Annotated in this window: 24 protein-coding genes and 1 riboswitch; of the genes, 13 read left to right on the forward strand and 11 right to left on the reverse strand. The window is 64.2% G+C overall.

Translation table 11 applies throughout. The features are described from left to right. Positions 1-20: 20 nt before the first annotated feature. The 5 genes from I2H31_RS04480 to sdaAB form a co-directional block, all read right to left on the reverse strand. Entirely contained in the window at positions 21-449 is a 429-nt protein-coding gene (locus I2H31_RS04480; protein ID WP_196291815.1) for an EamA family transporter, read from the reverse strand. A gap of 354 nt (positions 450-803) precedes the next feature. Continuing rightward, positions 804-1,793: an NAD(P)H-dependent glycerol-3-phosphate dehydrogenase gene (locus tag I2H31_RS04485; protein ID WP_230687473.1), complete on the reverse strand. Its 990-nt coding sequence runs from the start codon at positions 1,791-1,793 to the stop codon at positions 804-806. 162 nt (positions 1,794-1,955) lie between these two features. After that, the gene (locus I2H31_RS04490) at positions 1,956-3,350 is read right to left on the reverse strand and encodes an efflux RND transporter periplasmic adaptor subunit (RefSeq protein ID WP_196291816.1); all 1,395 of its coding nucleotides are present in this window, start codon (positions 3,348-3,350) and stop codon (positions 1,956-1,958) included. An 86-nt stretch (positions 3,351-3,436) separates the two neighbouring features. Further along, on the reverse strand, positions 3,437-4,972 hold the full coding sequence (locus I2H31_RS04495) for a TolC family protein (protein WP_196291817.1): 1,536 nt from the start codon (positions 4,970-4,972) through the stop codon (positions 3,437-3,439). Between the two features lie 86 nt (positions 4,973-5,058). Next, a complete protein-coding gene (gene sdaAB, locus I2H31_RS04500; RefSeq protein WP_196291818.1) occupies positions 5,059-5,739 on the reverse strand; it encodes an L-serine ammonia-lyase, iron-sulfur-dependent subunit beta in 681 nt (226 codons plus the stop codon). Between the two features lie 253 nt (positions 5,740-5,992). Here sdaAB and I2H31_RS04505 point away from each other — a divergent pair, with 253 nt between their 5' ends. Continuing rightward, the gene (locus I2H31_RS04505) at positions 5,993-6,985 is read left to right on the forward strand and encodes a tryptophan 2,3-dioxygenase family protein (RefSeq protein ID WP_196291819.1); all 993 of its coding nucleotides are present in this window, start codon (positions 5,993-5,995) and stop codon (positions 6,983-6,985) included. 121 nt (positions 6,986-7,106) lie between these two features. After that, entirely contained in the window at positions 7,107-7,382 is a 276-nt protein-coding gene (locus I2H31_RS04510; protein WP_196291820.1) for a hypothetical protein, read from the forward strand. Positions 7,383-7,429: 47 nt separating this feature from the next. Here I2H31_RS04510 and I2H31_RS04515 read toward each other — a convergent pair whose 3' ends face one another. Further along, positions 7,430-8,749, reverse strand: a complete 1,320-nt coding sequence (locus I2H31_RS04515) for an MFS transporter (RefSeq protein WP_196291821.1) — start codon at positions 8,747-8,749, stop codon at positions 7,430-7,432. Between the two features lie 170 nt (positions 8,750-8,919). Here I2H31_RS04515 and I2H31_RS04520 point away from each other — a divergent pair, with 170 nt between their 5' ends. Next, positions 8,920-10,488, forward strand: coding sequence for an NAD(P)/FAD-dependent oxidoreductase (locus tag I2H31_RS04520; protein ID WP_196291822.1), 1,569 nt, complete (start codon positions 8,920-8,922; stop codon positions 10,486-10,488). 131 nt (positions 10,489-10,619) lie between these two features. Continuing rightward, positions 10,620-10,979, forward strand: a complete 360-nt coding sequence (locus I2H31_RS04525) for a CoA-binding protein (protein WP_196291823.1) — start codon at positions 10,620-10,622, stop codon at positions 10,977-10,979. 69 nt (positions 10,980-11,048) lie between these two features. Here the strand turns inward: I2H31_RS04525 and I2H31_RS04530 are convergent, their stop codons facing one another. Next, positions 11,049-12,044: an ABC transporter ATP-binding protein gene (locus I2H31_RS04530; RefSeq protein ID WP_196291824.1), complete on the reverse strand. Its 996-nt coding sequence runs from the start codon at positions 12,042-12,044 to the stop codon at positions 11,049-11,051. A 110-nt stretch (positions 12,045-12,154) separates the two neighbouring features. After that, a riboswitch (Fluoride riboswitch) is annotated at positions 12,155-12,227 on the forward strand. Positions 12,228-12,273: 46 nt separating this feature from the next. On the opposite strand from I2H31_RS04530, the gene I2H31_RS04535 reads away from it, so the two are divergent. The 5 genes from I2H31_RS04535 to I2H31_RS04555 all read left to right on the forward strand — a co-directional run bounded on the left by I2H31_RS04535 (position 12,274) and on the right by I2H31_RS04555 (position 17,675). After that, positions 12,274-13,572 carry a chloride channel protein gene (locus tag I2H31_RS04535; protein WP_317192179.1) on the forward strand — a complete coding sequence of 433 codons (1,299 nt, stop codon included), beginning with the start codon at positions 12,274-12,276 and terminating at the stop codon, positions 13,570-13,572. 87 nt (positions 13,573-13,659) lie between these two features. Next, positions 13,660-14,736, forward strand: coding sequence for a tetratricopeptide repeat protein (locus I2H31_RS04540; protein WP_196291826.1), 1,077 nt, complete (start codon positions 13,660-13,662; stop codon positions 14,734-14,736). 130 nt (positions 14,737-14,866) lie between these two features. Beyond that, the gene (locus I2H31_RS04545) at positions 14,867-15,424 is read left to right on the forward strand and encodes an RNA polymerase sigma factor (protein WP_230687474.1); all 558 of its coding nucleotides are present in this window, start codon (positions 14,867-14,869) and stop codon (positions 15,422-15,424) included. 14 nt (positions 15,425-15,438) lie between these two features. Then, positions 15,439-16,506 (forward strand): hypothetical protein, encoded by a 1,068-nt coding sequence (locus tag I2H31_RS04550; RefSeq protein WP_196291827.1) that lies wholly within the window; start codon positions 15,439-15,441, stop codon positions 16,504-16,506. A gap of 23 nt (positions 16,507-16,529) precedes the next feature. Next, positions 16,530-17,675, forward strand: coding sequence for an outer membrane beta-barrel protein (locus I2H31_RS04555; protein WP_196291828.1), 1,146 nt, complete (start codon positions 16,530-16,532; stop codon positions 17,673-17,675). A 91-nt stretch (positions 17,676-17,766) separates the two neighbouring features. Here the strand turns inward: I2H31_RS04555 and I2H31_RS04560 are convergent, their stop codons facing one another. Continuing rightward, positions 17,767-18,522 (reverse strand): RNA methyltransferase, encoded by a 756-nt coding sequence (locus tag I2H31_RS04560; RefSeq protein WP_196291829.1) that lies wholly within the window; start codon positions 18,520-18,522, stop codon positions 17,767-17,769. Here I2H31_RS04560 and tamL point away from each other — a divergent pair. After that, on the forward strand, positions 18,513-21,146 hold the full coding sequence (tamL, locus tag I2H31_RS04565; RefSeq protein WP_196291830.1) for a translocation and assembly module lipoprotein TamL: 2,634 nt from the start codon (positions 18,513-18,515) through the stop codon (positions 21,144-21,146). The genes I2H31_RS04560 and tamL overlap by 10 nt on opposite strands. Before the next feature lie 56 nt (positions 21,147-21,202). Here tamL and I2H31_RS04570 read toward each other — a convergent pair whose 3' ends face one another. Then, complete coding sequence (locus tag I2H31_RS04570; protein ID WP_230687475.1) at positions 21,203-23,416, reverse strand: alpha-ketoacid dehydrogenase subunit alpha/beta; 2,214 nt, start codon at positions 23,414-23,416, stop codon at positions 21,203-21,205. A gap of 148 nt (positions 23,417-23,564) precedes the next feature. On the opposite strand from I2H31_RS04570, the gene hemF reads away from it, so the two are divergent. The 3 genes from hemF to I2H31_RS04585 are packed head-to-tail and all read left to right on the forward strand — an operon-like array spanning position 23,565 to position 25,690. Further along, positions 23,565-24,491, forward strand: a complete 927-nt coding sequence (hemF, locus tag I2H31_RS04575) for an oxygen-dependent coproporphyrinogen oxidase (RefSeq protein ID WP_317192180.1) — start codon at positions 23,565-23,567, stop codon at positions 24,489-24,491. Then, positions 24,484-25,062: a phosphatase PAP2 family protein gene (locus I2H31_RS04580; protein ID WP_196291832.1), complete on the forward strand. Its 579-nt coding sequence runs from the start codon at positions 24,484-24,486 to the stop codon at positions 25,060-25,062. Before hemF ends, I2H31_RS04580 begins: the two co-directional genes overlap by 8 nt. A gap of 19 nt (positions 25,063-25,081) precedes the next feature. After that, complete coding sequence (locus tag I2H31_RS04585) at positions 25,082-25,690, forward strand: flavodoxin family protein (protein ID WP_196291833.1); 609 nt, start codon at positions 25,082-25,084, stop codon at positions 25,688-25,690. Positions 25,691-25,720: 30 nt separating this feature from the next. Here the strand turns inward: I2H31_RS04585 and I2H31_RS04590 are convergent, their stop codons facing one another. Both I2H31_RS04590 and I2H31_RS04595 read right to left on the reverse strand, forming a co-directional pair. Further along, entirely contained in the window at positions 25,721-25,921 is a 201-nt protein-coding gene (locus I2H31_RS04590; protein WP_196291834.1) for a hypothetical protein, read from the reverse strand. A 59-nt stretch (positions 25,922-25,980) separates the two neighbouring features. Further along, positions 25,981-26,577 (reverse strand): riboflavin synthase, encoded by a 597-nt coding sequence (locus tag I2H31_RS04595; RefSeq protein ID WP_196291835.1) that lies wholly within the window; start codon positions 26,575-26,577, stop codon positions 25,981-25,983. Positions 26,578-26,595 lie beyond the last annotated feature (18 nt).

Genomic DNA, 26,595 nt, shown 5'->3' on the forward strand with positions numbered 1-26,595 from the left:
GGGCAAAGTTGACTGCCCGGCTAGTGCCCGCGCGCCAGCAGGGCAATGCCCGCCACTATCAACACCAGGCCGCCGGCCTGGGGCAGCGTTAGGGTTTCGCGCAGCAGCGCCAGCCCCAGCAGCGCCGTGAGCAGCACCGAGCCGCCCACAATCACGGGCGTGCCCACCGACGACGGCACCCCGCGCTGAAATACCACAAACGTCAGAATTTCGGCCAGCCCCACGCCCAGGCCCGCCACCGCCGCCAGCCCCAGGCCCTTGCCCGTGACGGCCAGCGGCTGGCCCTGCAGCTTCAGTTTCAGCAGCCACGCGGCGCCGAGGGCAGCAGCCACCAACTGCAGCACCACCGCGCCCACGGCCGGCGGCAGGTAGTCAGAAGCCAGTTTAATGAAAAAGTTGTAGAGCGCCAGACACAGGGCCGTGAGCAGGGCGAGTGGAAGCCAATTCATGGGCAGCGCGTGGAGCGTCTTTGTTAATTATCAGAATTTCAAAGCATTATTTATCTGTATCCCAACTGTAATACCGACGAGGATGCCCCTGCGTTTTGTAATGCTTTTGCACCAGATGTTGCAGGCCGTAACCGTATACCAGAAACGTAAGGAAAAGAAAGAAGCCAGGTAGCAGCACCCGCCACGGTGTATTGCTGGTAAGCGAAGCCCGAAGGCAAATGATGGCTAACCCTAGCCAAAGTACTAGCGCAGCACAAGCCATAACCGGAGCCAAACCAGTTATCAGGCTGACGTGAGTGCCCAGCAAGGCCAACAACAGCGCCACCCCAATTGCCGCGCCGGCCAAAAACACCCTCACCGCAGCTTCTCCTTCAAAATCTCCAGTTCCACGGCCGGCGAAATCCGCTCGTACAGGATGTTATACGCCGCTTCGGTGATGGGCATGTTCACTTTCAGCTTCTTGTTGAGCTCGTGAATGGACTTCACGGCGTAGTAGCCCTCGGCCACCATGTTCATTTCGAGCTGGGCCGATTTCACGGAGTAGCCGCGGCCCACCATGCTGCCAAACGTGCGGTTGCGCGAAAACTGCGAATACGCCGTCACCAGCAAATCGCCGAGGTAAGCCGAGGCCGACAAATCGCGCGGCTGCGGGTTGATGGCCTGCAAAAAGCGCCGGATTTCCTGCACCGCGTTGCTCACCAGCACCGCCAGGAAGTTGTCGCCGTAGCCCAGGCCGTGCGCAATGCCGCCGGTGAGGGCGATGATGTTTTTCATCACGGCGCAGTACTCGATGCCGTCGAGGTCGGCGGCCGGGTGGGCGCTCACGAAGCGGTTGCGCAGCAGCTCGCAAAACTCCAGCGCCAGGCCCGCATCAGGCGAGCCGATGGTGAGGTAGCTCTGCTTTTCCAGGGCCACTTCCTCGGCGTGGCAGGGCCCGGCGATGACGCCCAGCTGGTGCCGGCCCAGCCGAAACCGCTCGGCCACGTAATCGGTCACGAGCTGGTTTTTGCCCGGAATCATGCCCTTGATGGCCGACACCACGCGCTTGTGCTTCAGCGCGTCGCGGTCCAGCTTGTCCAGCACCGGCTGCACGAAGGCGGCGGGCACGGCCAGCACCAGCCAGTCGGCCTCTTCGATGGCGTCTTCCAGGTCGGTGGTGGGGTACACGCGGTTCAGGTCGAACTGCACGGCCGAGAGGTAGCGCGGGTTGTGGCGGGTGCGCAGCAGGTGCTGCACGTCGTCCTTCGAGCGCAGCCACCAGTCGAGCCGGGCGCCGTTTTCGCTCAGGATTTTGGTCAGCGCAGTGGCCCAGGAGCCGCCGCCGAGCATGGCAATTTTTTCCAAGTGGGTGGGAGTTGAAGATAGTATTAGGAAAGCCAGAACGTCAGGCAGAGCGAAAGCGAAACATCTTGCCCGCACCAGTAATTAGATTACTTCCGCAGTAAAGATGCTTCGCTTTCGCTCTGCCTGACGTTCTGGGCGGCCAGTCAGCCAGTCGGACCCGGCTTATTTGCCCTCGTCCGCGTCTTCTTTCAGGGCTTCTTTGTTGAGGCTTTTTTCGTCTTTGATGTCCACTGCGGCTTTGTCCTTTAGGGTTTTGGCCACGGCGCGGAAAGGGCCGCTCACCACCTGGTCGCCGGCTTTCACGCCGCTCAAAATCTCGATGTTCTGGAAGTCGCTGATGCCCGTTTTCACCGGCGTCAGCACCGCTTTCCCGTCGCGCACCACGAACACCACTTCCTGAATCTCCGCTTTCGGCGGCGCTTTTTCGTCGGCCGTCACGGCCGCGGCGCGGCCGCGGTCGGCATCCTTCGCCTCGTTCTTGAGGGCCGCGGAATCGGAGCGGGTGGTCACGGCGGCCAGCGGCACGCTCAGCACGCCCCCCTTGCGGTCGGTGATGATGTCGACTGAGGCCGTCATGCCCGGGCGGAACGGCACGATGGTCTGGCCCCGCACGGTGCGCACCAGGTGCTTGTAGCTTTCGGGCAGCAGGCGAATGCGCACCTCAAACTCGGTCACGGCTTCGGCCGTCAGGGCGTCCTTGGCAGTGTTGGCAATGTTGGTCACGAGGCCGCGGAACTTCTCGTCCTTGCTGCTGTAGGCGTCCACTTCCACTTCCACCGAGTCGCCGATGCTCACGTTGTTCACGTCGTTCTCGTTCACGTTCACGCGCACCTCCATGTTGTTGAGGTTGGCAATGCGCATGATTTCGGTGCCCGTCATCTGAACCGTGCCCAGCACCCGCTCGCCTTTCTTCACATTCAGCTTGCTCACCGTGCCGCTCACGGGGGCGTAAATAGTGGTTTTGTCCAGGTTTTTGCGGGCCTCTTCCAGCGAGGCCGACGCCGCGTTGACGGTGCTTTGCGACGCCCGGATTTGCTGGCGGGCGCTGTTGATTTCCTCCTGTGAGGCGTTGTAGGCGGCCTGGCTGGCTTCGTAGTCAGACTGCGAAATCACTTTTTGCTTGTACAGCGAGGCGTTGCGGCGGTAGGTCAGCTCTGTTTGCTTGGCCGAAGCCAGCAGTTGCTGCAGGCGGGCCTGAGCCTGGGCCACGTTGGCGCGCTGGGTGCCCACCTGGGCGCTTTGCATGGCCACCTGGGCCTGGTAGTTATCGGGCCGGATGCGCAGCAGCAATTGTCCTTTGCGCACGGAGTCGCCCTCCTGCACGTACAGTTCGGTGATTTCGCCCGACACGTCCGGCGAGATTTTCACTTCGGTTTCGGGCTGCACCTTGCCCGAGGCGCTGACCTTCTCCACAATGGTGGCGGGCCCGGCCTTCGACACCAGCACTTCCACGCCGGTGGTCTTGCCCACCAGGCCTTTTTTCTTCGCCACGGAGTAGCCCACTAGCAGCAGCACCACCACACCCAGCAGAATGTACAGTAAACGGTTGTTTTTCATGAAAGCGTAATCAGTTCAGTGTAGGTATTTAAATTGCAGAAAGGTGAGGCGCGCCGGGGCCGCCGCGCAGGCGGCCCGGTCCGTTCTTACAGCGCCAGCGGCTTGCCCTGATAAAAATCGAGCACCTTGCGCCGGAAAATGAAGCTGTACTTGGCCTGAATGCGGTTGGACTCGGCAAAATTCAGGTTGTTTTTGGCAATGTTGAACTCCGTACCGTTCAGCAGGCCGTTGTTGAAGCGGATTTCCGAATTGCGCTGCGTGAGGGTGAGCGCGGCCACCTGGCGCTTGGCGGCGGCGTACTGCAACTGCGCGGCGCGGGCGTCGGCGTAGGCCTGCTCGATGCTCTGGCGCAGGGTGAGGCGGGCCTGCTCGGCGCGCACCACCTGCGCCTGCTCGTTGATGATGGCCCGCTGCACGCCGGTGCGCACCTGCAAGCCGTTGAGAATCGGAATGTTGAGCTGGAACTGCACCTGCTGGCCCAGGTTCTGGTTCAACTGGTCCCAAAAGCCCTGCGGCAGGTTGACGATGTTGCGCTGGTAAGTGGTCACGCTAAGCGGAACCTGCACGCCGCCGTTGTCCACAAAAAACGTGGTGCGCCGCGCCGTCGAGTCATTGCCAATCGACGTGACCGTGCGCACCGACGAGTAGCCCGAAAACACCTGCCCCGTCAGGGCCAGGCGCGGGTAGTAGCCGCCGCGGGCCAGGTCGGTGCCCCGGCGGGCGCTTTGCACCCGCAGCTCCGCCGCCCGAATCTCGGGCAGGGTGCTGGCCGCCGTTTGGTAGGTGGCGTTCAAATCCAGCGCCAGGGTGCTTTCTTCGTCGGGGTCGGGCAATTGGGGCACGGCAATGGCAAAGCCGCCCGCGTTGGCCGGGTCGATGTTCATGAGCTGCAGCAGCGACAGCCGCGCCAGGTCGGCCTGGTTCTGGGCTGTCACCACGTTCAGCTCGTCGGTGGCCAGCTGCGACTGGCCGTCGAGCAAGGTGCTTTCGGGAATGCTGCCGGCCTTCAGCAGAATCCTGGTGCGGGCAATCTGCTCCTGGTCGCTGGCCACGCGGGTTTGGTTGGCGCGCACCAGCTCCTGGGCCAGCACCAGCTGCAAAAACGCCGACGCCACGTTCAGGCTCAGGTCGTTGCGGGCTTTTTCGATGTCGGCCAGGCTGGCTTTGTAGTCCAGGTCATTACGTTTGATGGTATTGCGCAGCTGAAAGCCCTGAAACAGGGTGAGTTGCGCAACGCCCGCGAAGTTGTTGGCCCGCACGGTATTGCTCTGGAACTCATAGGTGAGCGGGTTCACGCTCGTGCCGTATTGCCACGACTGCGAGCCGCTCAGGTTGGCCGAGGGCAGCAGGGCGGCGCGGCTTTGGCGCAGCACCTGTTGGTTGTTTTGGGCCTGGAGCTCGCTCAGGCGCACGTTCAGGTTGTGGGCCAGGGCGTAGTCCACGGCGCTTTGCAGCGTCCAGGGGCCGGTGGGCAGGGCCTGGGCCGTGCCGCTGGGCGCGGCCGCGGGCGGCGAGCCTGGCACGGCCGGGGTTTGGGCCTGCGCGGCCGGCGCCAGCGCCAGCGCCAAGCCGGCCAGTAGTAGCCGTCGCTTCAGGGAAGCGGAAGTAGTCCGTTGTTTCATCTTGCAGAAAAGTAGTGTCTCGGGAATGGCGGTAGCAGTAAACAGTGACGTAATCGGCAATTCGCAATTTTTATTACTCAGCCGTCCTATTCCAGCGTGGGAATGTAGGTGATGCGCTGCACCCAGCTCAGCTGCCGCAGGTAGGCCAGGGTGATTTCCTTGATGGGGCTGTCCATCTCGATGAACTGCCGGGCCGCGTCGTTGCGCCCCTTGCGGCTCACAAACATGGTGGCGATGTTGCACTGGTCGTGGGCTATGACCGAGGCAATGAAGGCAATGGAGCCGGGCACGTCGTTGGCATCAATGATGAGGGTGTGCAGGGCGCCCGAAAAATCGGCCGGAAAGCCGTCCACCTCCACAATGCGGATGACTCCGCCCCCGCGGCTCTGCCCCACCACTTCCACCCGGTGGCCGGTGGCGCCGTCCAGCAGGTTCAGCTTGATGGTGTTGGGGTGCATGGTGGAGGCATTGCCCACGCTCTGAAACGTGTAGCGCAGGCCGGCCGCCGCGGCATGGTCGAAGGCGGTGCGAATCCGGGTGTCGTCAGGCGCGTAGCCCAGCAGGCCCGCCACAATGGCGCGGTCGGAACCGTGGCCCTCGTAGGTGCGGGCAAAGGAATTGTAGAACGTGATGACGGCCTCGGTGGGCACAGCGCCCAAAATGCGGATGGCCGCGCGCGCAATGCGCACCACGCCAGCCGTGTGCGACGAGCTGGGCCCAATCATCACGGGCCCAATCATATCAAAAATGCTGGATTTCTCGGCCATGGGCAGGTACCGTGCTCAACGGTTGCGCGGTTAAAAGTAGCGGATTGGCCCCAAATCTACCGCCGCGCCGCCCAGTTGGATGCTCTGGGGCGAATGTTTCGGCCAAAACAACGCCCGCGGAGGCCGCCAAACCCACACCGGTGCAGAATGTTCGGCAAGCCGCTTAAATTGGCGGCTTGTAACCTCAGTATTTTAACGATATTTGTCCTGCCTCCACCCAGGCGTTTCCCCTCCCACCTTACCCCTCTTCCTTATGTCCGACCTTCCCACCCCGGACGAATTTTCCCCGGCCGTGCTGGCCCAGCTTCGACGGCTGCAGGATAAATACGTCCCCGACGGCCAAGACTTGGCCGCATACCTTGAAGGCCTCTACCACGCCAAATACATCAACTACTGGGATTATATCGAGCTAGACACCTTACTCTCCCTCCAGCGCCCGCTCACCAACCTGCCCGATGAGCGGATTTTTATCATGTACCACCAGATTTCGGAGCTCTATTTCAAGCTCTGCCTCTGTGAGTACGAGCAGATTGGCGACCTGAAAACGCCCACGCTCGGCGAAGTGGTGCTGCGCCTGGGCCGCATCAACCGCTACTTCGACAACCTCATCGACTCGTTCGACGTGATGGTGGACGGCATGGACAAGCAGCAGTTTCTCGACTTCCGCATGGCCCTCATGCCGGCGTCGGGCTTTCAGAGCGTGCAATACCGCATGATTGAGATTGCCAGCACCGCGCTCGAAAACCTCACCGACCAAGTGAAGCGCCAGACCCTGGGCGAGGCCTCGGCCCACGATTTCGACCAGCTGCTGGGCTGCATCTATTGGAAAGCCGGCGCCACCATCGAAGCCAGCGGCGCCAAGGCCCTCACCCTCATCGAGTTTGAGCGCAAGTACACCGCCGACCTCGTGCGCCACGCCGAAGCCTACCACGACCGCAACGTGTGGGCTGTGGTGCAGCGCCTGCCCGCCGAAGACCGCCAGCACCCCCGCCTGCTGCGCGCCATGCGCCAGCTCGACGTGAGCGTAAACGTGAACTGGCCGCTCATGCACTTCAAATCGGCGGTGCGCTACCTGCACCGCAACCCCACCGACGTGGCCGCCACCGGCGGCACCAATTGGCGCAACTATCTGCCGCCCAAGTTCCAGCGCCGCATTTTCTATCCGCAGCTCTGGAGCGCGCAGGAGTTGGAAGACTGGGGCAAGGGCTGGGTCGAAAGCGTGCTCGAAGAGGGCGTCGGCGTTTAGGCAACTGTCCGAGGATTCAAGCCAGCATACCTGCTAACCCGACCCGCGAAATAGCATAAAGAACGAACACGAACGAGGCCGGTTTCCGTAAGGAACACCGGCCTCATTCATTTCCCCGCTCATGACTCCCGAAGAACAAAAAATCATCGACGCCTCACTCGACCAGGCCCGCCGCCTGCACGACAACCTGCGCGGCATCTGGGACGGCGACACCCTGGCCACCTTTTACTACAGCGTGATTTCGGGCACCATTGCCCGCAACGGGCCGGAAGTGGCCAAAGCTCTCGGCGCCATGCTCACCGAAGTCTACACCAACACCGCCAAGTCGCACGTCGACCTCGGCAAGCTGGCCAACGGCTTCGCGAACGGCAAAACGGAAACCGAAAAACCGGACTAATCTGTTGCAAACCCTTGGACGGGCGAGCCACAAAAGCCCGCCGAAACCTAATCGACCATGCGGCCTTTTTCGGCCTGGGTTTCGCTCATGCGCCAGTATACCAGCAGCGAAATCAGCGCGCAGGCCGTCACGTACCAGTAAAACCACTCCTCCACCCCGCGCTGCTTGGCAAACAAGGCCACGTACTCGGCCGTGCCGCCAAAAATGGCCACGGTGAGCGCAAACGGCAGGCCCACGCCCAGGGCCCGGATTTCGGTGGGGAAAAGCTCGGCCTTCACCACGGCGCTGATGGACGTGTAGCCGCTCACCACGAACAGCGCCGCGATAAGCAGTCCGGCCGCCGCCCAGGCGTCGTGGGTATTGGCCAGCAAGCGCAGCAGCGGCACGGTGCCCAGCGTAGCCCCAATGCCGAACATGAGCAGCACCGGCCGGCGGCCCACCCGGTCGGAAATGGCGCCCAGCAAGGGCTGAAACAGCAGCGCCACCGCCATCACGCCGAAGGAAATCAGCGTGGCTTCCTCTTTTTCAAAACCGGAAGTGTTAACGAGAAACTTTTGGGCGTAGGTGGTATAGGTATAAAACGCCAGAGTGCCGCCCAGCGTCAGCCCCACCACCGTGAGCACCGCCAGCGGGTGCTGCAGCAGCACCCGCATTTGGGAAGGCCGCGCCGTGCCATCCGCATTGGCTGCTACTTGGGCCTGGGTTTGCTGGTGCTGCTCAAAGGCACTGGTTTCGCTCATGTGGGTGCGCAGGTACAGCGCGCCCAGGGCGGCCAGCGCGCCAATCACGAAGGGCACCCGCCAGCCCCACTCGCCTAGCTGAGCAGGCGTGAGCAGTTGCTGCAGGCCCAGCTGCACCAACAGCGCCAGGAGTTGGCCGCCCATCAGGGTCAGGTACTGAAAGCTGGACCAAAACCCGCGGTGCTTGGCGCCGGCCATTTCACTGAGGTAGGTGGCCGAAGTGCCGTATTCGCCGCCCACGCTGATGCCCTGCACCAAGCGGGCCAGCAGCAGCAAGGCCGGAGCCGCCACACCTATGCGCGCGTAGCCCGGCGTGGCGGCGATGAGCAGCGACCCGCCGGCCATGAGCCGCACCGACAGCAGCAGGGCAGCCCGGCGGCCGTGCCGGTCGGCATACATTCCGAGCAGCCAGGCCCCCAGCGGCCGCATCAAAAAGCCCACGGCGAAAATGGCCGCCGTGTTCAGCAGCTTGGCGGTGGTGTCGCCGCTGGGGAAGAATACGGGGGCGAAGTACAGGGCGAACGCGGAGTAAGCGTACCAATCGTACCACTCCACCAAGTTGCCAATGGAACCACTGGCGATGGAGCGAAAACGCGAAACTGGTGTTGTAGCAATTATTTCAGCCATGAGGCAAACTAACGAATGATGGGCAGCATTAGCCTGAGTAGCCACGGAAATGCCCAATCAACCAGTTCGGGATTTCGCTGCTTCTCTTCGTGCTTTGGAGCTTACGTAACTTTGTTGCGGCGAACAAGAAGCCCAATTTCATTAAAGGATAACTACCTTTGTTTACACAAATGTTTAAAAAAGAATTAGAGGTTCTGCTTACGCCGGAGGTGGCGTTCGATGAGTTAGCGCGCTATGAAGCCATTCTTGAGCAAGCGGGTGTGCAAGCTGGCGCAGCTGATTTTGTGCACTTAAAACGCCGCTCTATTGATGCACGGGGAAGACAGCCGCTGGTGCGCCTACGGGCCGACGTTTACACAGGACCTCCCCCGCCGGACCTATTTGGACCCTGGTTTATTTATCCAAATGTTAAAACAACTTCTGATAAGGTTTTGATAGTTGGGGCCGGGCCGGCAGGGCTTTTTGCAGCGCTTCGCTGCATCGAGCTGGGCCTGAAACCCATTGTGCTGGAGCGCGGCCTCGACGTGCGCACGCGCCGCCGCGACTTGGCGGCTATCAATAAGGACCAAGTGGTGAACCCCGATTCGAACTACTGCTTCGGCGAAGGAGGCGCGGGCACCTACTCCGACGGCAAGCTTTATACCCGCGCCACCAAGCGCGGCGACGTGGGCCGCGTGCTGCGCCGCCTGGTGCAGCACGGCGCCACCCCGGACATTCTGGTGGACGCCCACCCCCACATCGGTACCAACAAGCTGCCCGCCGTGGTGCAGGCCCTGCGCGAGGCCATCATCGAAGCCGGCGGGGAGGTGCGCTTCGAAACCCGCGTCACCGACCTTCTGCTCGAAAACAACCGCCTGCGCGGCGTGGTGCTGGCCTCGGGCGAAGCCCTGGAAGCTGAGGCCACCATTCTGGCCACCGGTCATTCGGCCCGGGACATTTACGAATTGCTGCACCGCCGGGGCGTGCTCATCGAAGCCAAGCCCTTTGCCCTGGGCGTGCGCGTGGAACACCCGCAGGCCCTCATCGACCAAGCCCAGTACCGGCGCTCCGAGCGCGGCCTGCTGCCGGCCGCTTCCTACTCGCTGGTGCACCAAACGGAGGTGCGCGGGGAGCAGCGCGGCGTGTTTTCGTTTTGCATGTGCCCCGGCGGCTTCATTGTGCCGGCGGCCACGGCGCCGGGCGAAGTGGTGGTCAACGGCATGTCGCCGAGCCGGCGCGACTCGCGCTTTGCCAATTCCGGCATTGTGGCCGCCGTGGAGCTGGCCGACCTCGACGTGCGCCAGCACGGCGCGCTGGCCGGGCTGCGCTTTCAGCAGGCGCTGGAACAGCGGGCCTGCCAGGCGGCGGGCGGCACGCAGCAGGCCCCGGCGCAGCTGCTCGGCGATTTTTTGAAGAACAAAATGTCCGGCAGCCTGCTGGAAACCTCGTACCAGCCGGGCCTCACCTCCGTGCGCATGGACGACGTGCTGGGGCCCGTGCTGGCCGAGCGGCTGCGGCAGGGCTTCCGCGACTTTGGCCGCAAAATTCCGGGCTACGCCACCAACGCCGCGCAAATTGTGGGCGTCGAAAGCCGCACTTCGGCCCCGGTGCGCATCCCGCGCGACCCGGCCACGCTGCAGCATCCGGTGGTGGCGGGCCTGTTTCCGTGCGGCGAGGGCGCGGGCTACGCCGGCGGCATCGTGTCGGCGGCCATGGACGGGGAGCGGTGCGCGGAAGCGGTTTTCGCGGTTTTCTCGTAGAAAGCCGGGAAGGCCTGCCGTCCGGCCAATGTTGAAGAACCAACTGGGCAATGTGCTTGCGTTGAACCATTCTTTAAAGCACTGCCACAACAGCGGAATGGCCTTTTTACTCACTTTGCTCCTGAACTCCTATGAAAAAGACCCTTGTGCTCGGCGCCTCCGACAACCCGGCGCGCTATTCTTTCCGGGCCACCCACATGCTCAAAAACCACGGCCACGAAGTGGTGCCCGTGGGCATTCGCAAAGGCGAAGTGGCGGGCCTGCCCATCCACACCGACCGGCCCCAGGAAAAAGACATCGACACGGTGACCCTTTACGTGGGCCCGCAAAACCAGCCCGCCTGGTACGACTACATCCTCGACCTGAAACCCAAGCGTATCCTGTTCAACCCGGGCACCGAAAACCCCGAGCTGGAACGCCTGGCCCAGCAGCGCGGCATCCAAACCGAGGAAGCCTGCACGCTGGTGCTGTTGTCGATTGGGCAGTATTAAATTCACTGATTTCGAGACGGAAAAGCCCCGGCGCAACACACGTCGGGGCCTTTTTGCATCAGTATTTGTCTATTCCTCATCGATAAACCAGCCGCTGCCCTTGGCAACGGACAGCCGCACCGCAGCGCCGGGCGCCACCGTGGCGGTGGGCTGCCGCACCCGCACGGCCTGGCCGGGCACGGCCACTTCCACTTCACAGTGGCTACCATAAAACCGAACCGCTCGCACCACGCCGGCCAGCCCGCCCCGGCTCTTGGTTGAAAGTACCACGTCTTCGGGGCGCACCAGCAGCACGGCCCCGGAACCTGGAAACTGCGCACCGGGGCCGCCCAACCCCTGGCGGGCCGCGCCGCGCACCGCGTTGTAATCGCCGAACAGGCTGGCGGTGTATTCATTCACGGGTTGGTGGTAGATGATGTGCGGGGGGGCCTGCTGAATAATCCGGCCGCGCTGGAGCACCAGAATTTCGTCGGCCCAGGGCAGCGTATCGGCCGCGTCGTGCGACACCAGCAGGCAGGTGATGCCCAGGCGGGTGCTCAGTTCCTCGATGATGCCTTGCAGCAGGCGCTTGTGCACGCGGTCGAGGTTGGAAAAGGGCTCGTCGAGCAGCAGCAGCCGGGGCGCGCTCAGCAGCAGGCGCGCCAGGGCCACGCGCTGCTGCTCGCCCCCGGAGAGGTGGTCGGTGCGGCGCGCCAGCAGGTGGTCGATGCGGCAGAGGGCAAACAGCGCCTGCGCATCGGCCAGGGGCTGCTGGTTGGCGTAGCGCAGCACCTGCTCGACGCGCAAAAACTGCGGCAACTCCGATTTCTGCGACAAGTAGGCCACACCGGGGTGCCCGGGCACCAGCGTTTCGGCGGGGCCGCGCACCCGGTCGCCGTTCACGCGCACCTCGCCCGTGCTGGGCTGGATGAGGCCGGCAATGATTTGCAGCAGCGTGCTTTTGCCGGTGCCCGACGCGCCCGCCAGCGCCAGCCGGCGGTGCGCGGGCAGTTGAAAGCTGAGGGACTGCAACACCTGGTTGCCCTGCTCCAGCAGGCTGATGTTGGTGACCGTGAGCAGTTCCATGCAGAAGCGGGGCGCCGGGAAATAAATGTACCGGCCCGCAAATAACCGCCGCAACCGCCGGAAACCCTGGAAATTTATGCTTCGCGCAGCCCCTTCGCTATATTTGCGCTCCTGCTACCGGTGATGGATTTCCACCGCGAACCGCCGGAGCACCTGCTCCGCGCTGATGATTCCTACCGAACGGACGGCCGCTGGGGCCGCGCCGCTTAGCTCATCCTGCGTTCGCCCCGTGCCCTCCCGCCCTTCGCTTTTTGCCCTGATTCCCGTCCGCCTGCGAGCCTTATACACCGCTTCGGCCGGGGCATTTCTGCTGCGCTGGCTGTTGCTGGGCGGATTAATTGGAGCCCTGGCGGGCACGGCTTCGGCGGGGTTTTTGGTGGCGCTGGACGGGGTTACGCGCTGGCGCGAGGCCCACGCCTGGGCCCCGGCGCTGCTGCCGGCGGCGGGCCTGCTCATTGGCCTGGCCTACCATTATTTCGGGCAGGTGGCGGGTCGGGGCAACAACCTCATTCTGGACGAAATTCATCGGCCCAGCCGGGCCATTCCGTTGCGGCTGCTGCCGCTGGTGCTGGGCGGCACCTTGCTCACGCATCTGGTGGGCGGCTCGGCGGGCCGCGAGGGCACGGCCGTGCAAATGGGCGGCGCCCTGGCCGACCAGCTGCCGCGCTGGCTGCGCCTGACTGCCGCCGACCGGCGCCTGCTGCTCATCGCGGGCATGAGCGCGGGCTTTGCATCGGTGTTTGGCACCCCGCTGGCCGGGGCGGTTTTTGGGCTGGAAGTGCTGTGGCTGGGCTCGGTTCGCTACGACGCCGTGCTGCCAAGCTTTCTGGCCGCCGCCGTGGCCGATGCCGTGACGCGGGCCTGGGGCGTGGGGCACACCGCCTACCCGGTGCTGGGCGCGCTGCCGCTCACGCCCACGCTGCTGGGCGGCGCGCTGCTGGTGGGCGCGCTGTGCGGGCTGGCGGCGCGCGGCTTTATCGGGCTCACGCACGCCGTGGGCCGGGTTTACGCCCGCTTCATTGCCTACCCGCCGCTGCGGCCGGTGGTGGGCGGCGCCGTGGTGGCGCTGCTGATGTGGGGCCTGGGCACGACCCGCTACAGCGGCCTGGGCATTCCGGTCATTCTGGAAGCTTTCCAGCACCCGCTGCCGCCCGCCGTCTGGGCCTGGAAGCTGGTTTTTACGGCGCTCACGCTGGGCTGCGGCTTTCGGGGCGGCGAGGTGACGCCACTGTTTTTTATGGGGGCGGCGCTGGGCAGTGCCCTGGCTGCGGTGCTGCCGCTGCCGGTGGCGCTGCTGGCGGCCATGGGGTTTGTGGGCGTGTTTGCGGGGGCGGCCAATACGCCGCTGGCCTGCACCCTCATGGGCCTGGAGCTGTTCGGCGGGCAGGCGGGCATTTGCCTGGGGCTGACCTGCGTGGTGGCGTATGGGTTCTCGGGCCACCGCGGCATCTACGGCGCGCAGGTGGTGGGCCAGGCCAAGCACCCGCACCGGCAGCCGGAAGAAGGGCAGCGCCTGAACGAATTGTAGCCCGCCAATTCGGGTTAATGCCCGGCAATGGGTAATTTGGGCGGCTCACATTCATTCATTTTCCTTAGCTGGCTCAGGGTCAAACTTATGCGCACATTTATACTAACTCTGGGCCTGGCGGCGGGCTTGGCCGTTCAGGCCAACGCTCAATCGGCTAAGGAAACGGCGCTGGCGAAAGGCCAGGAAGCCATCAAGCTGATGGACGACGGGCACGTGCCCGAATCCATCAAGCTGCTGGAAGAAGCCGCCGCGCTGGACCCCACCAACTACCATTACGGCTACGAACTGGCCCTGGCGCACTACATGCAAAAGGAATACCCGACCGCCATTGCCCTGCTCACCCCCCTGGCGGACCGCAAGGAAGCGAGCGAGCGGACCTACCAGCTGCTGGGCAACAGCTACGACCTGGCCGGCCAGGGAACCCAGGCCGCGGAAACGTACAACCAGGGCCTGAAGAAGTTTCCGGAGTCGGGCCCCCTGCACCTGGAGCTGGGCAACCTGCAGCTGGTGAAGAAAGACTACGCCGAAGCGCTGAAATTCTACGAAAAAGGCATCGAGTTGGCGCCCACCTTTCCGTCGAACTACTACCGGGCGGCCAAGCTCTACCTGGCCTCCAACAACGAGCTGTGGGGCATGATATACGGCGAGCTGTTCATGAACCTGGAACGCAACAGCGCCCGCACCGCCGAAATGAGCAAGCTGCTGTTCGACACCTACAAGAGCGAAATCACTTTTCCCAAGCCCAATTCGGCGTCCGTCAGCTTTGGCCAGAACGTGCTTGATGCCTCGACGATGGGCAAGGGCAAGGACTTCAAGCTGCCCTACAGCATGGCCTACGAAACCACGATGGGCGTGGCCGTGGCCACCGCGCACGAGATTACGCTGGCTTCCCTGAACACCATTCGCACCAACTTCATCAACACGTATTACGACATGAAGCACGACGCGAAATACCCCAACGTGCTGTTCGACTACCAGCGGCAGATTGCCAAAGCCGGCCACGCCGAAGCCTACAACTACTGGCTGCTGATGAAAGGCGACGAGGACGGCTTCGACGCCTGGGCCAAAGCCAACCCGGAGAAGTGGAAGAATTTTGTGGCCTGGTACCAGGGTAATGCCCTGGAGCTGAACGCCCGGCACAGGTTCTACCGCGCGCAGTACTAGCGGTTTATTAGCAAGAATGGAAAGTCCTGGCCCCACCGGCCGGGATTTTCTATTAAAAAAGCGCCGCCGCAGGCAACCCTTGCCCGGCCGCGTGCATCTGACGCGCTAACTCACCAGACTTTTCTGCTTTTTGCCCACCCTCACCGTGACCGAAGCCGAACTCATCGCCGCCTGCGTGCGCGGCGAGCACCGGGCCCAACGCCAGCTCTACGACCAGCTGGCCGGCCTGATGCTCACCGTGTGCCGCCGCTACCTCAAGCGCCGGGAAGACGCCGAGGAAGCCCTCATTCTCGGATTCGCCAAGATGTTTCGCGCCCTGCCCACCTACCGTTTCGAGGGCAGCTTTGAGGGCTGGGTGCGCCGCATCATGGTGAACGAGGCGCTGATGCAGCTGCGCCAGCGCGAGCTGATGACCGTGTCGTTCGAGGATTTTGCCCAGCCCGAAAACCTGGCCACGACCGCCGCCACCGCCGACACCCAGCTCCAGGCCGAAGACCTGATGGAGCTGCTCACCACCCTGCCCACCGGCTACCGCACGGTGTTCAACCTCTACGCCCTGGAAGGCTACGGCCACCAAGAAATTGCCGAGCTGCTGGGCATCAGCGAAGGCACCAGCAAATCGCAGCTGAGCAAGGCCCGCGCCATGCTCCAGCGGCGGGTTCAGTTTGCCGCCATTTCCAGCAATTAGCCTTACCTAGACTTATGTTTCCCGAAGATATCGACGACTTATTCCGCGAGAAGCTCGACGGCCACGCCACCCCACCGGGCGATGCCGATGCGCTGTGGGCGCGCCTGCAGGCCACGCCGGCCGAGGAGCCCGCTGCCCCGGCCCCCGACCCGCGCCTCGACCAGCTTTTTCAACGCACCCTGAGCGGCCACGCCACGCCGCCCCGGCGCGAGCTCTGGGAGCGGCTGGAAGACGAGCACCTGCGCCCCCGCCAGCGCCGCGCCGCCGCGTGGTGGCCCATGGCCATTGCCGCGGCAGTGGCCCTGCTGCTGGTGGCCGGCGGCGCCGGCCTGTGGCTGGGCTTCCCCTCGGGCGGCCCGAAAACCGGCGCCATTGCCTCGCAAGGCTCCACTCGTGGCACCACCAGCCCAGCGTCAGTTGGCAACCCTGCCCAAACCCAAAGCCAGACGACCATCGAGCCGCGTGAAAATGCCGCTATTGCCGTCACCACGCCGGCGGCACAGCCGGAAAAGGCTCAGCAAAGTATTTTCGCTGAATCTCCCCAGAAAAAAGCGGCTACTCAGGCAACCCGCCCCGCCGCCCTCGCATCTACCGCATCAAAGGCCAGCCAGGCAGCTTCCGAGCCGCCGCTCCGCCACCTGAAAGGAACCACCCGGCAGCCGGACGCGGCCACCGAGCAAGCCCCCCTGGTGGCCCACGCGACTCCCCCCGCCACCCCGTCGGCACCGGCTCGCGCAACTGACGAGTTGCAAAAAGCCCCGGAACCGGCCCCGGTAGTGGCCCAAACCAAACCCGCACCCACGCCGGAAATCGTCCGCGTCGGCAGCAGCGAGCTGATAACGGTGGACGTGCGCACCGGCGACGCCACGGCCAGCCGCGCGGCCCAAACCACCAGCTCGGCCGTGGCTTCGAGCGAGGAGCCCACCGAGCGCCGCCGCCTGGGCGGGCGCCTGCTGCAGCAAGCCGGTAACTTGGTGCGCGGCGAGCGGGTGAGCCTGGCCGAGGCAGCGGGCCTGCCCGAAAACGTGACCGTCCGGGCCTCGGTGGGCGGCCGCAGCATCAGCAAATCCATTCAATTGTAATTCACTTTTCTTTCTCGGAAATCATGCAACGCGCTTTTCTCTCCTTTTTTCTGCTGGTTTTTGCGCTCACGGCGGGCCTGAACGAGGCCCGCGCCACGGTGCGGGCCACGCCCTCGGCCTTCTTCAAAGACACCATTGTGGTGCGCCTGCCCAACCAGGCCACCCTCACGCTGGTGGTGCGCGACGCGGCCCAGCTGCGCGAGCTCAAGAAATACCAGCTCGACTCGCTCACTTCCCGGCTGGCCAGCTACATCACGCAGGCCGAAACGGCGGCCAAAAACGGCAAATCGGAGCAGGTCACCATGGAGTTTTATCCCGACAAAGACCAGCCCGGCAAAAACATGCCCGAGCAAATCCGCATCACCACGCACAAGCCCTCGGCCAATGGCCCCAGCAACAAGGTGGAAGTGCTGCTGGAGAAAAAAACCGGCCTCGTGATTAACATCGACGGCCGGAATAAGTCGACCGGCCGCGATGCCCGAACCCCCGAGCAGCGCCAGGCCCACCGCGACTCCGTGCGCCTCAAGGACCTGGAGAAGCGCTCCACCAAGTCGCACCTCATCCTCGACATCGGCCTGAACGCGCTGGTGAACCAGAAATCCGTGGCCGGCCAATCGGACGTGGACCTGCGCACCGAAGGCTCGCGCTACGTCAACATCGGCCTGGACTGGGACGCCCGCCTCGGCGGCAAGCGCAGCCCCCTGAGCCTGACCGTGGGCCCCGAATTTGCCTTCAACAACTACATGCTGAACGGCAACCGCCAGTGGGTGAACGAGAACGGCCGCACCAGCGTCATCCTCAACCGCGAAGGCCGCCAGTACCAGAAAACCAAGCTGGCCACGTCCAGCATCAACCTGCCCCTGATGCTGCGCCTGCAGCTGCGCGACTCGCACTACAAGCCCACTTTCACCATCGGCGCGGGCGGCTTCGTGGGCTACCGCATCAAGTCCTGGACCAAGGTGAAATACACCAGCGAGGGCACCACCTACAAGGACAAAGAAGACGGCAGCTACAACATGGAAAACTTCCAGTACGGCCTGCAGGGCACCATCGGCTACCGCAGCCTGGAGTTCTTCGGCAAGTACAACATGAACCCCCTGTTCAAAGCCAATGCCGGCCCCGATACCCAGGTTCTGAGCTTCGGCGTGCGGCTGCTCGGTATCGACTAAGTAGTAATGGGATAAGGAAAAAGGGAGCGGGAATAAGTGCTGTGTACAGGCAGCATTTATTCCCGCTCCCTTTTTCCTTCTTTCTTATCCCTTATTGATTTCGGAAAAAGTTATCGAGCAGAATGGCGGCCGAAATGGCCACGTTGAGGCTTTCGGCCCGGCCGCCGGCCCCGCGCGGGATGTGCAGGCGCCGGGTGAGGGCCGCCGCCACGCCGGGCGTGAGGCCGTGCGACTCGGAGCCCATGACGAGCACGCCGGCGGGGCGCAGGGCGAGGCGGTGCACGTTGTCGCCGGCCAAATCGGCGCCGAAGATGCCGACTTCGGGCGGCAGCGTGGGCAGCCAGGCGGCCAGGTCGCGCTCCCACACGGGCACGCGGGCGAAGGCGCCCATGGTGGCGGCCACGGTTTTGGGGGCGTAAGCGTCGGCGCAGCCGGGGCTGAGCACCACGCCGGGCAGGCCGTACCAGTCGGCCAGGCGCAGCAGCGTGCCCAGGTTGCCAGGGTCGCGCACTTCGTCGAGGGCCAGCAACAAAGCGCCCGTGGGCAGCGTTGGAGGCAGCGGCGGCTCGGACGGCAGGCGGGCCACCGCGAGGGCCGTGGCGTTGTGGGCCAGGGTGCCGAGCTGGGTGAGCTCGGTTTCGGTGACGAGGGTGAGCAGGCGCGCGGGCAGCGAGGCACGGTTTTGGGAAGCGAATTCGGCCGTAGTCAGCAGGTGTTCGGTTTCCAGGTCAGAACTTAGCAGCTCCAACACGCTTTTTCCGCCTTCCACCAGAAACGCGCCGTGGCGCTGGCGGTACTTTTTTTGGTGCAGCGACTGCACGTATTTCCCAAGTGTTTTTGAAACCATTGTTGTCGACCTATTCTTCAAAGCTACGGGCCCTGCGCCGGCTCGGGCCGCTGGGCGTGCTGCTGCTGGCCGCGGCGTGCTCGCCGTTTAAGCTGCTGCGGCCGGGCCAGCGCCTGCTGAGCCGCGTGGAAATAAAGGGCGTGGAGCAGGCCGACAAAGAACGGCTCACGGCGCTGGCTCAGCAAAAACCCAATACCCGTTTCCCGCTGCCCAAGCTGGCCATCTACCAGTTGGGCTACAATTTCTACGACTCGGTGCGCATCAAAAACAAGCTGCGCGACATTCAGGCCAGCTACGCGGCCAAGATGAAGGCAGCCGGCACCGACTCGGCCGAGCTGGGCAAGCTGCTGGCCCGCCGCGAGCGCAAGGTCACCCGCAAGCAGCTGGCCCTCGACAAGGGCAACGCCATCATGCGCCTGGGCGAGGCGCCCGTGGTGTACGACACCACCCTGACCCGCCGCACGGTGGAGCAAATGACCACCTTTCTGCATTCGCAGGGCTTTTTCCGGGCCACGGTGACGGCCACCGACACGGCCCGCTACCGGCACAGCCGGTTCCTGAAGCTGATGGGCAAGGTGTTCAACGGCAAGCCCGATTCGCTGGACCTGGCCAAGCTTTACCGCCGCGCCACGGTCACGTACGCCATCACCGAAGGCCCGCCGTTCCTCTACCGCCTGCAGGAGCCCAGCATTCCGGATTCGGGGGTGGCGGCCGTGGTGCGCCAGGCTAAAGCGGCTTCGCTGATTCACGAAAACGAGCGCTACAATGAGGAAATCATCGGCCAGGAGCGCACCCGGCTCGAAACCCTGCTCAAGAACGCCGGCTACTTTGATTTCCGGCCCCAGTTCATCACGCTGGAAGCCGACACCAGCTACGAGAAGTTTACGGTGCGGCTGCGCACCTTCATTGCCAACCCCGGCCCCGCGCAGGGCCACCGCAAGTACACCATCCGCCAGGTGCGCTTCGTGACCGATGCCGGCATCGGCCGCACCCTGCGCAACGCCGCCGGCGACACCCTGCGCCGGGCCGGCACGCCGGGTGCGCTGCGGGCGCGGCCCAATCTGGGCCTGCGCACCGACACCACCGTCACTGATTCGGTGCATTTCGCGGCCTATCAGCAGAAGTACAGCACCAGCCTGCTGGCCCGCAAGGTGCTGGTGCGCCCCGGCCAGCTCTACAACCTCACGCGCACCCAGCAAACCCAGCGGCTGCTCTCGGACCTGGACATGTTCCGCTTCAGCACCGTGAGCTACCGCAAAGTGCCCGACCCCCCCGCCGCCGACAGCGCCGGCCTGCACCCCACCACCGGCGAACTGAACGCGGTAATCAACGCCTCGCCGGCGCCCAAGTTTGCGATAAACGACGAGTTCGGGGCCACGTTCGTGGCCAATTTGGCCGGCCCGTTTCTCAACCTACGCCTAAAAACCCGGAACCCATTTGGCGGGGCCGAGGTGCTAGAGTTTGGCGTCCGGGCCGGCTTGGAAGGGCAGCTGGTGCGGGTTGCCACCGAAAACCAGACCCAGCAGTCGGTGCTGACCAAGCAGCTCGGAGCCACGGCGTCGCTCACGCTGCCGCAGTTTCTGGTGCCGTTTCGCACCAACCACTTTCTGACGAAATACAACCCCAAAACCCGGTTTACGCTCTCGGAAACCTACGTGGACCGGCCGGAATACACCCGTTCCAATTTCGAGTTCGCGTTCGACTACATCTGGCAACGCTCGGCGTTTCACCAGTACGTGTTTTCGCCCGTGGTGCTCACGCTGGTGAATTCCGACCCCAGCCCGGCATTTGCGCAACGGCTGGAAGATTTGAAGGTCACCGAAGGCTCGTCGCTGTACCGCTCGTTCAACAAGCAAATCGAGCCCAGCTTTGGCTTCACTTCGCTGTATAATTCCAACGACTTCAACCAAACCCGCAACGCCCAGTACCTGCGCCTGGCGGTGGAGTTTGGCGGCCTAACGCGCAGCTTGTACCGTCAGCCGCTTTTCGACGCCACGAACCTGAACGTGTATGACTTTGCGCGGCTCAGCGCCGATTACCGGCGCTACTACCGCCTCACGCCCCAAACCTACTTTGTGTGGCGCCTGAACGGCGGGGTGGTGCACGCCATCACCCGGACGGAAGGCGATTACGTGGTGCCCTACGACAAGTCCTTTTTTGCGGGCGGCTCCACCAGCCTGCGGGCCTGGCAGCCGCGCCGCCTGGGGCCGGGCGGCTACACCCCGCTGCTACCGGACAACACCCGCGACTACCTCACCGAGCAGCCCGGCGAGCTGCTGCTCGAAGGCAGCGCCGAATACCGCTTCCCCATCTACAGCTTCATCAAAGGAGCCGTTTTCACGGATTTTGGCAACGTGTGGGGCCTGCAGGAAAAAAAGGACCCTATCACCCACGAGTACTTCCGCGAGAATGCACAGTTTCAGCTCGACCGTTTCTACCGGCAGCTGGCGCTGGACACCGGCCTCGGCATTCGCTTCGACTTCACCTTCCTCATCCTACGCCTCGACTTGGCCACCAAAATCTACGACCCCACCGCTCTAAGTGGCAAGCGGTGGGCCCTGCGCTACTTCGACAGCAGCGCCAACCCCATCGCCTTCAACCTGGGCATTGGTTACCCCTTCTAAGGAGTGGGTTGGTGGATACAAAGCAGGCGAGTCAGGCTTGAACCCACCACTCCTTCTTAGTACGCCAGCAGTTCGCCGAGAGCGGCGGCCACTTTGGCGGCGCTGGGCAGCATCTGGCGCTCCAGCTCCACGTTGAGGGCGATGGCGGGCAGGTTGGCCGCGCCCAGCGTGAACACCGGCGCATCCAGGGCCTCGAAGCAGTGGCGCTGGATGCGCCCGGCCAGGCTTTCGGCGAAGCTGTTGAGCAGGGGCTCCTCGGTGAGCACCAGCACCTTGCCGTGGCGGCGCGTGGCGGCGGTCACGGCGTCGAAATCGAGCGGATTGAGGGTGCGCAGGTCCAGGATTTCGATTTGACCGGGGAAGTCGCGGCTGGCCGTTTTAGCCCAGTGCACGCCCATGCCGTAGGTCACCACCAGCGCGGTTTCGCCGCGGCGCAGCTTGTCGGCATCGGCGGCTTGCGCGATGGCGGCCTGGCCCAGCGGGATGACGTAGCCAGCGGCCGGCTCTGTGGTTTTGGCGTCTTCGGTGCCGGGCACTTTGCTCCAGTACAGGCCCTTGTGCTCCAGTATCACCACGGGGTTGGGGTCAAGGAAGGCGGCACGCATCAGGCCTTTCATGTCGGCCGCGTTGCTCGGGTACACCACTTTAATGCCGCGAATGGTGAGCAGCGTGCTCTCAATGGAGCCCGAATGGTAGGGCCCGCCGCCGCCATACGCGCCAATGGGCACGCGTATGAGCGCCGGAATCGGAAACTTGCCCATGGTGAGGTAGCAGGATTTTGACAGCTCTTCCACCAGCTGGTTCAGGGCCGGCCAGATGTAGTCGGCAAACTGGATTTCGACGATGGGCCGGGCGCCCACGGCGGCCATGCCGGCCGTGCTGCCCACAATGTAGGCCTCCTGAATGGGCGTGTTGAACACGCGGCCGTCGCCGTACTTTTTGGCCAGCAACGCAGCTTCGCGGAACACGCCGCCCAGCTCGCCACCCACGTCCTGCCCGTAAAACAGGGCTTCGGGAAACTCGCGCAGGATGTCGTCCACGGCGTGCAGGGCGGCGTCCACCATCAGGGTTTTCTCGGCGCCGGCGGGGCTGCGCTCGCCGGCTTCGGCCAAGATGGCGGGCGGGGCAAACTCGTGGTCGGCGAAAGTGGCCGGGTCGGGGTCGGGCGCGGCCAGGGCTTCGGCCCAGTCGGCGCGCACGGTAGCCAAAGCCTCGGCGGCCAAGTCGTTCAGCTCGGTTTCGGCAAAGCCCTGGGCCAGCAGCTGCTGGTGCAGGCGTGGCAAGGGGTCCTGGGTTTGGTGGGCGGCCAAGTCGTGGCGGTACCACTCGCGGCGCACGCCGCTGGTGTGGTGGCCCAGCAGCGGGCATTTGGCGTGCACCAGCACCGGCCCGCGCCGGGCCCGCACGTGCGCGAAAGCCTCCGTCAGGCCCGCGTACGACGACCAGAAATCGGCCCCGTCCACCTGCAGCCGCCGCAGGCCCGGAAAGCCCGCCGCAAACTCGTAGGCGTTCATGGCGCGCATCTCGCGGCCGGTGGCCGAAATGCCCCAGTCGTTGTCCTGCACCAGGTAAATAATGGGCAGCTGGTGCAGAATGGCCATTTGCAGGGCTTCCGACACCTCGCCCTCCGTCATGGCGCCGTCGCCAATCGAGCACAAACTCAACGCCTGATTCCCGGCCAGATTTTCCCGGATTTTCTTCACCGCATCGGTAGCCGCGGCCACTTGCTCGCCGGGCAGCGCCTCAAAATATTTGATGGCGTGCGCCATGCCGGTGGCCGGAATGGCCTGCATGCCCGTGGCCGAGCTTTGGTGCGGAATGACCGGCACGCCCGCCCGCCGCAGCGACGGGTGCGAGTAGTACGTGCGCCCTCCGCTGAACGGGTCGCCGGCCTTGGCCAGCAGTTGCAGCATGAGCTCATACGGCCGCAGCCCGAGGCCGAGCAGCAGGGCATCGTCGCGGTAGTAGGGCGCGGCAAAGTCGGTTTCGGTGAGCAGGAAGGCGGTGGCCAGTTGCACGGCCTCGTGCCCGCGGGCGGTGGCGTGCACGTAGCGCGAGGCCGTGGCTTTCTGCTCTTCGTAGAGGTCGGCCATGGCGGCGGCCGTGTGCATCAGGCGGTAGGCGCGGCGCAGCAGGTAGGGGTCGATGGCCGGTGCCGGCCGCGCGTTGGGGGCCGAAAACGCGGCGGCCGCGGCCGCCGCGGCGTTGGCGACGCGGGTATTGGGCAGGTCGGTGGTGTCGGGTGCGGTGGGCGCGGCAAAGTCGGACATCGGGCAAGGGGCGGGTGAGGCCACAAAAGTACGCCCGGCCTCCGTCCGTATCTTTGCGCCCGGCCACAAAGCCGCTTTTTGGGCCTACATGCCTTTCGCGGGCCCTGTTTTGCGGCCTAACTGCTTCGCCTGCTTCCCACTTCTTTCTGTGAACCCCGCGCCCTCTCCCACCATCCGTCCCGAAATTGAAGCCTGGCTGGCCGATTTTCAGCTCCGCCTGTGCCAGCAGCTGGAAACCGCCGACGCCGGCCCGGCCCGCTTCCTCACCGATGCCTGGCAGCGCGAAGGCGGCGGTGGCGGCCGCTCCAAAGTGCTGGAGCACGGCCGCGTGCTGGAAAAAGGCGGCGTGGGCTTCTCGGCCGTGTGGGGCCAGATGAGCGAGGCCGCCGCCCGGCAGCTGCACATGCCCGACCCGCATTTCTACGCCACCGGCGTGAGCGTGGTGCTGCACCCGCGCAGCCCGCGCGTGCCCATCATCCACATGAACGTGCGCTACTTCGAAGCCGGCAACGGCGAAGCCTGGTTCGGCGGCGGCATCGACCTGACCCCGATTTACGTGGATGAAGCTCAGGCCCGCCGCTTCCACGAGCGGCTGCGCGACGTGTGCAACCGCCACAACCCCGCCTACTACCCCAAGTTCACCCGCTGGGCCGACGACTATTTTTACCTGCCGCATCGCCAGGAAACCCGCGGCGTGGGCGGCATTTTCTACGACCGCCTCACCGTGGGCCCCGACGGCACGGCCGAGGAGCTGTTTGCCTTCATGCGCGACGTGGCCGAGCTTTTTGGTCCCTTTTATTCGGAATTGATGGCCGAAAACCAGGCCCTGCCCTACGGCGAGCGCGAAGAAGCCTGGCAAACCCAGCGCCGGGCCCGCTACGCCGAGTTCAACCTGGCGTTTGACCGCGGCACCCGGTTCGGGCTCGAAACCGGCGGCCGCACCGAGTCCATCCTCATGAGCCTGCCCCCGCGCACCGGCTGGGCCTACAACCCCGCGCCGCCCGCGCCCGGCACGCCCGAAGCTGCCACGCTGGCCTGGCTCCGCAAAGGCGTAGACTGGCTGGCCGATGCTTGAAGCCATTAAAGCCTTCGACCGGCAGTTGCTGCTGGCCATCAACCACGGCCACGCCCGCGCGCTGGACGCGGTGATGCTGTTTGCTTCCAATCGCCTGGTCTGGTTTCCGGCCTATGCCCTGCTCATCGGGTGGCTGATTTACCATTTCCGGCGACGGGCGGTGCTGCTGTTGCCCCTGGTGGTGCTGGCCGTGGCGCTGGCCGACAGCATCACGAGCCGACTTTTTAAGCCGTTTTTTGCTCGCCCCCGCCCCTGCCACGACGGCGCCCTGCTGGCCCGGCTGCACCTGCCCGACGGCTGTGGCGGGCAATTCGGCTTTTTGTCGTCGCACGCCGCCAATTCCATGGCGCTGGCGGTGTTCCTGGCGGTGGTGCTGCCGCCGGGTCGCTTCCGGGCCCTCCGAATCGGAGTATTTTTGTGGGCTATTCTACTATCCTACAGCCGTATGTACCTTGGGGCGCATTACCCCACCGATGTGCTAGGCGGGGCCATCATCGGGGCGCTTCTGGGTGCCCTGGCGGCCCTGGCCTACCGGCAGTGGAGCCCGCGCCTGTGGCCGGAAAAAGTGTAAGCATCATTCCGTCATAACAATGAATAGCCCCGCGCGCCGCTTTCTGTTTCTGCTTTCGAGCTCCCGCCGCATGGGCAACACCGAGCAACTGGCGTATTGCGCGGCGCATTCGCTGCCTGAAACCGCGCAGCAGCGCTGGATTCATTTGCAGGACTACCCGCTGCCTTATTTCGTGGACCTGCGCCACCACACGCCCTACCCCGAGCCGGCTGGCAATGCCCAATTGCTGCTCGAAGCCACCCTCGAAGCCACCGACCTGGTGCTGGTGGCGCCGCTCTACTGGTACAGCCTGCCCGTGCACGCCAAGCATTACCTGGACTATTGGAGCGCTTGGCTGCGCACCTCGTCGCTCAATTTCCGCCACGACATGCGCGGCAAAACCCTGTGGTCAATAGTGGCCAGCAGCGGCAACCGCGCCGAAGCCCAGCCCCTGGAAGACGCATTGGTCCTTACCGCCAACTACATGCAAATGCAGTGGGGCGGCATGCTCTACGGCACCGGCTCGCGGCCCAACGACATTCAGGACGACCTCGGGGCCCTGCAGCGCGCCCAAACGTTTTTCTCCGAGGCAGCCACTACCAAGCCCGCAGCCGGGCGCGGCGCGACTATCAGCAAAAAAGCCCACTGACGGACAGCGGGCTTTTTTAAGGCAAATAGACTATTTGGCGGGCTTGCGGTTGCCAGTGTGGCCATCGCCGCGGTCGCCCTGGCCGGGCTTGCTGGTCTTTTTCGAGTTGTGCTTGTCGTCCTGCGACAAGGATTTGTGCAATTCGACGGAATGCTCTATCCGGCCATCCTCGTCCCGGCGGATGTACCGCTTGTCGCCCTCGTTGGGCTCAATCAATTCGCGCTTCGACATGGTAAAAACAGTTGCGTGGAAAGGGTTATTATTCCTACGCAAGCCGTTGTAGCAGGTTGTCAGGCGATTTTGCCCAGCAGCTTCGCCACGTACTTGCCCACGATGTCGAACTCCAGGTTCACCGTGTCGCCGGCCCGCAGCTGCTGAAAGCTGGTGTGCTCGTAGGTGTACGGAATGATGGCCACCGTAAAGCCCGTGTCGGTGCTATCGAAACAGGTCAGGCTCGTGCCGTTCACGCAAATCGAGCCCTTGTCCACGGTGAGGCGCCCCGGCCCGGCCTCGTGGCCAAACCGAAACAGCCAGGAGCCCTGCTGGTCGGTCACGCTCAGGCAGGTGGCCGTGGCGTCGACGTGGCCCTGCACGATGTGCCCGTCGAAGCGGCCCGTGGCGGCCAGGCAGCGCTCCAGATTCACGTGGCGGCCGGGCTGCCACTGCCCCAGGTTGGTCACCCGCAGCGTCTCGTCGATGGCCGTCACCACGTGCGTGCCGGCGGCGGGGTCCACGGCCACCACGGTCAGGCACACGCCGTCGTGGGCCACGCTCTGGTCGATTTTCAGCTCGGCCGCGAAGGGCGAGCTGACCGTGAAGTGGCGGTTGCTCCCCTGGTTTTCGACCGCTACAATGGTCCCGAGGGCTTCAATAATTCCGGTAAACATGAACTGCAGATTAGGCAG

Source organism: Hymenobacter ruricola (genome assembly GCF_015694525.1).
Taxonomy (GTDB): domain Bacteria; phylum Bacteroidota; class Bacteroidia; order Cytophagales; family Hymenobacteraceae; genus Hymenobacter; species Hymenobacter ruricola.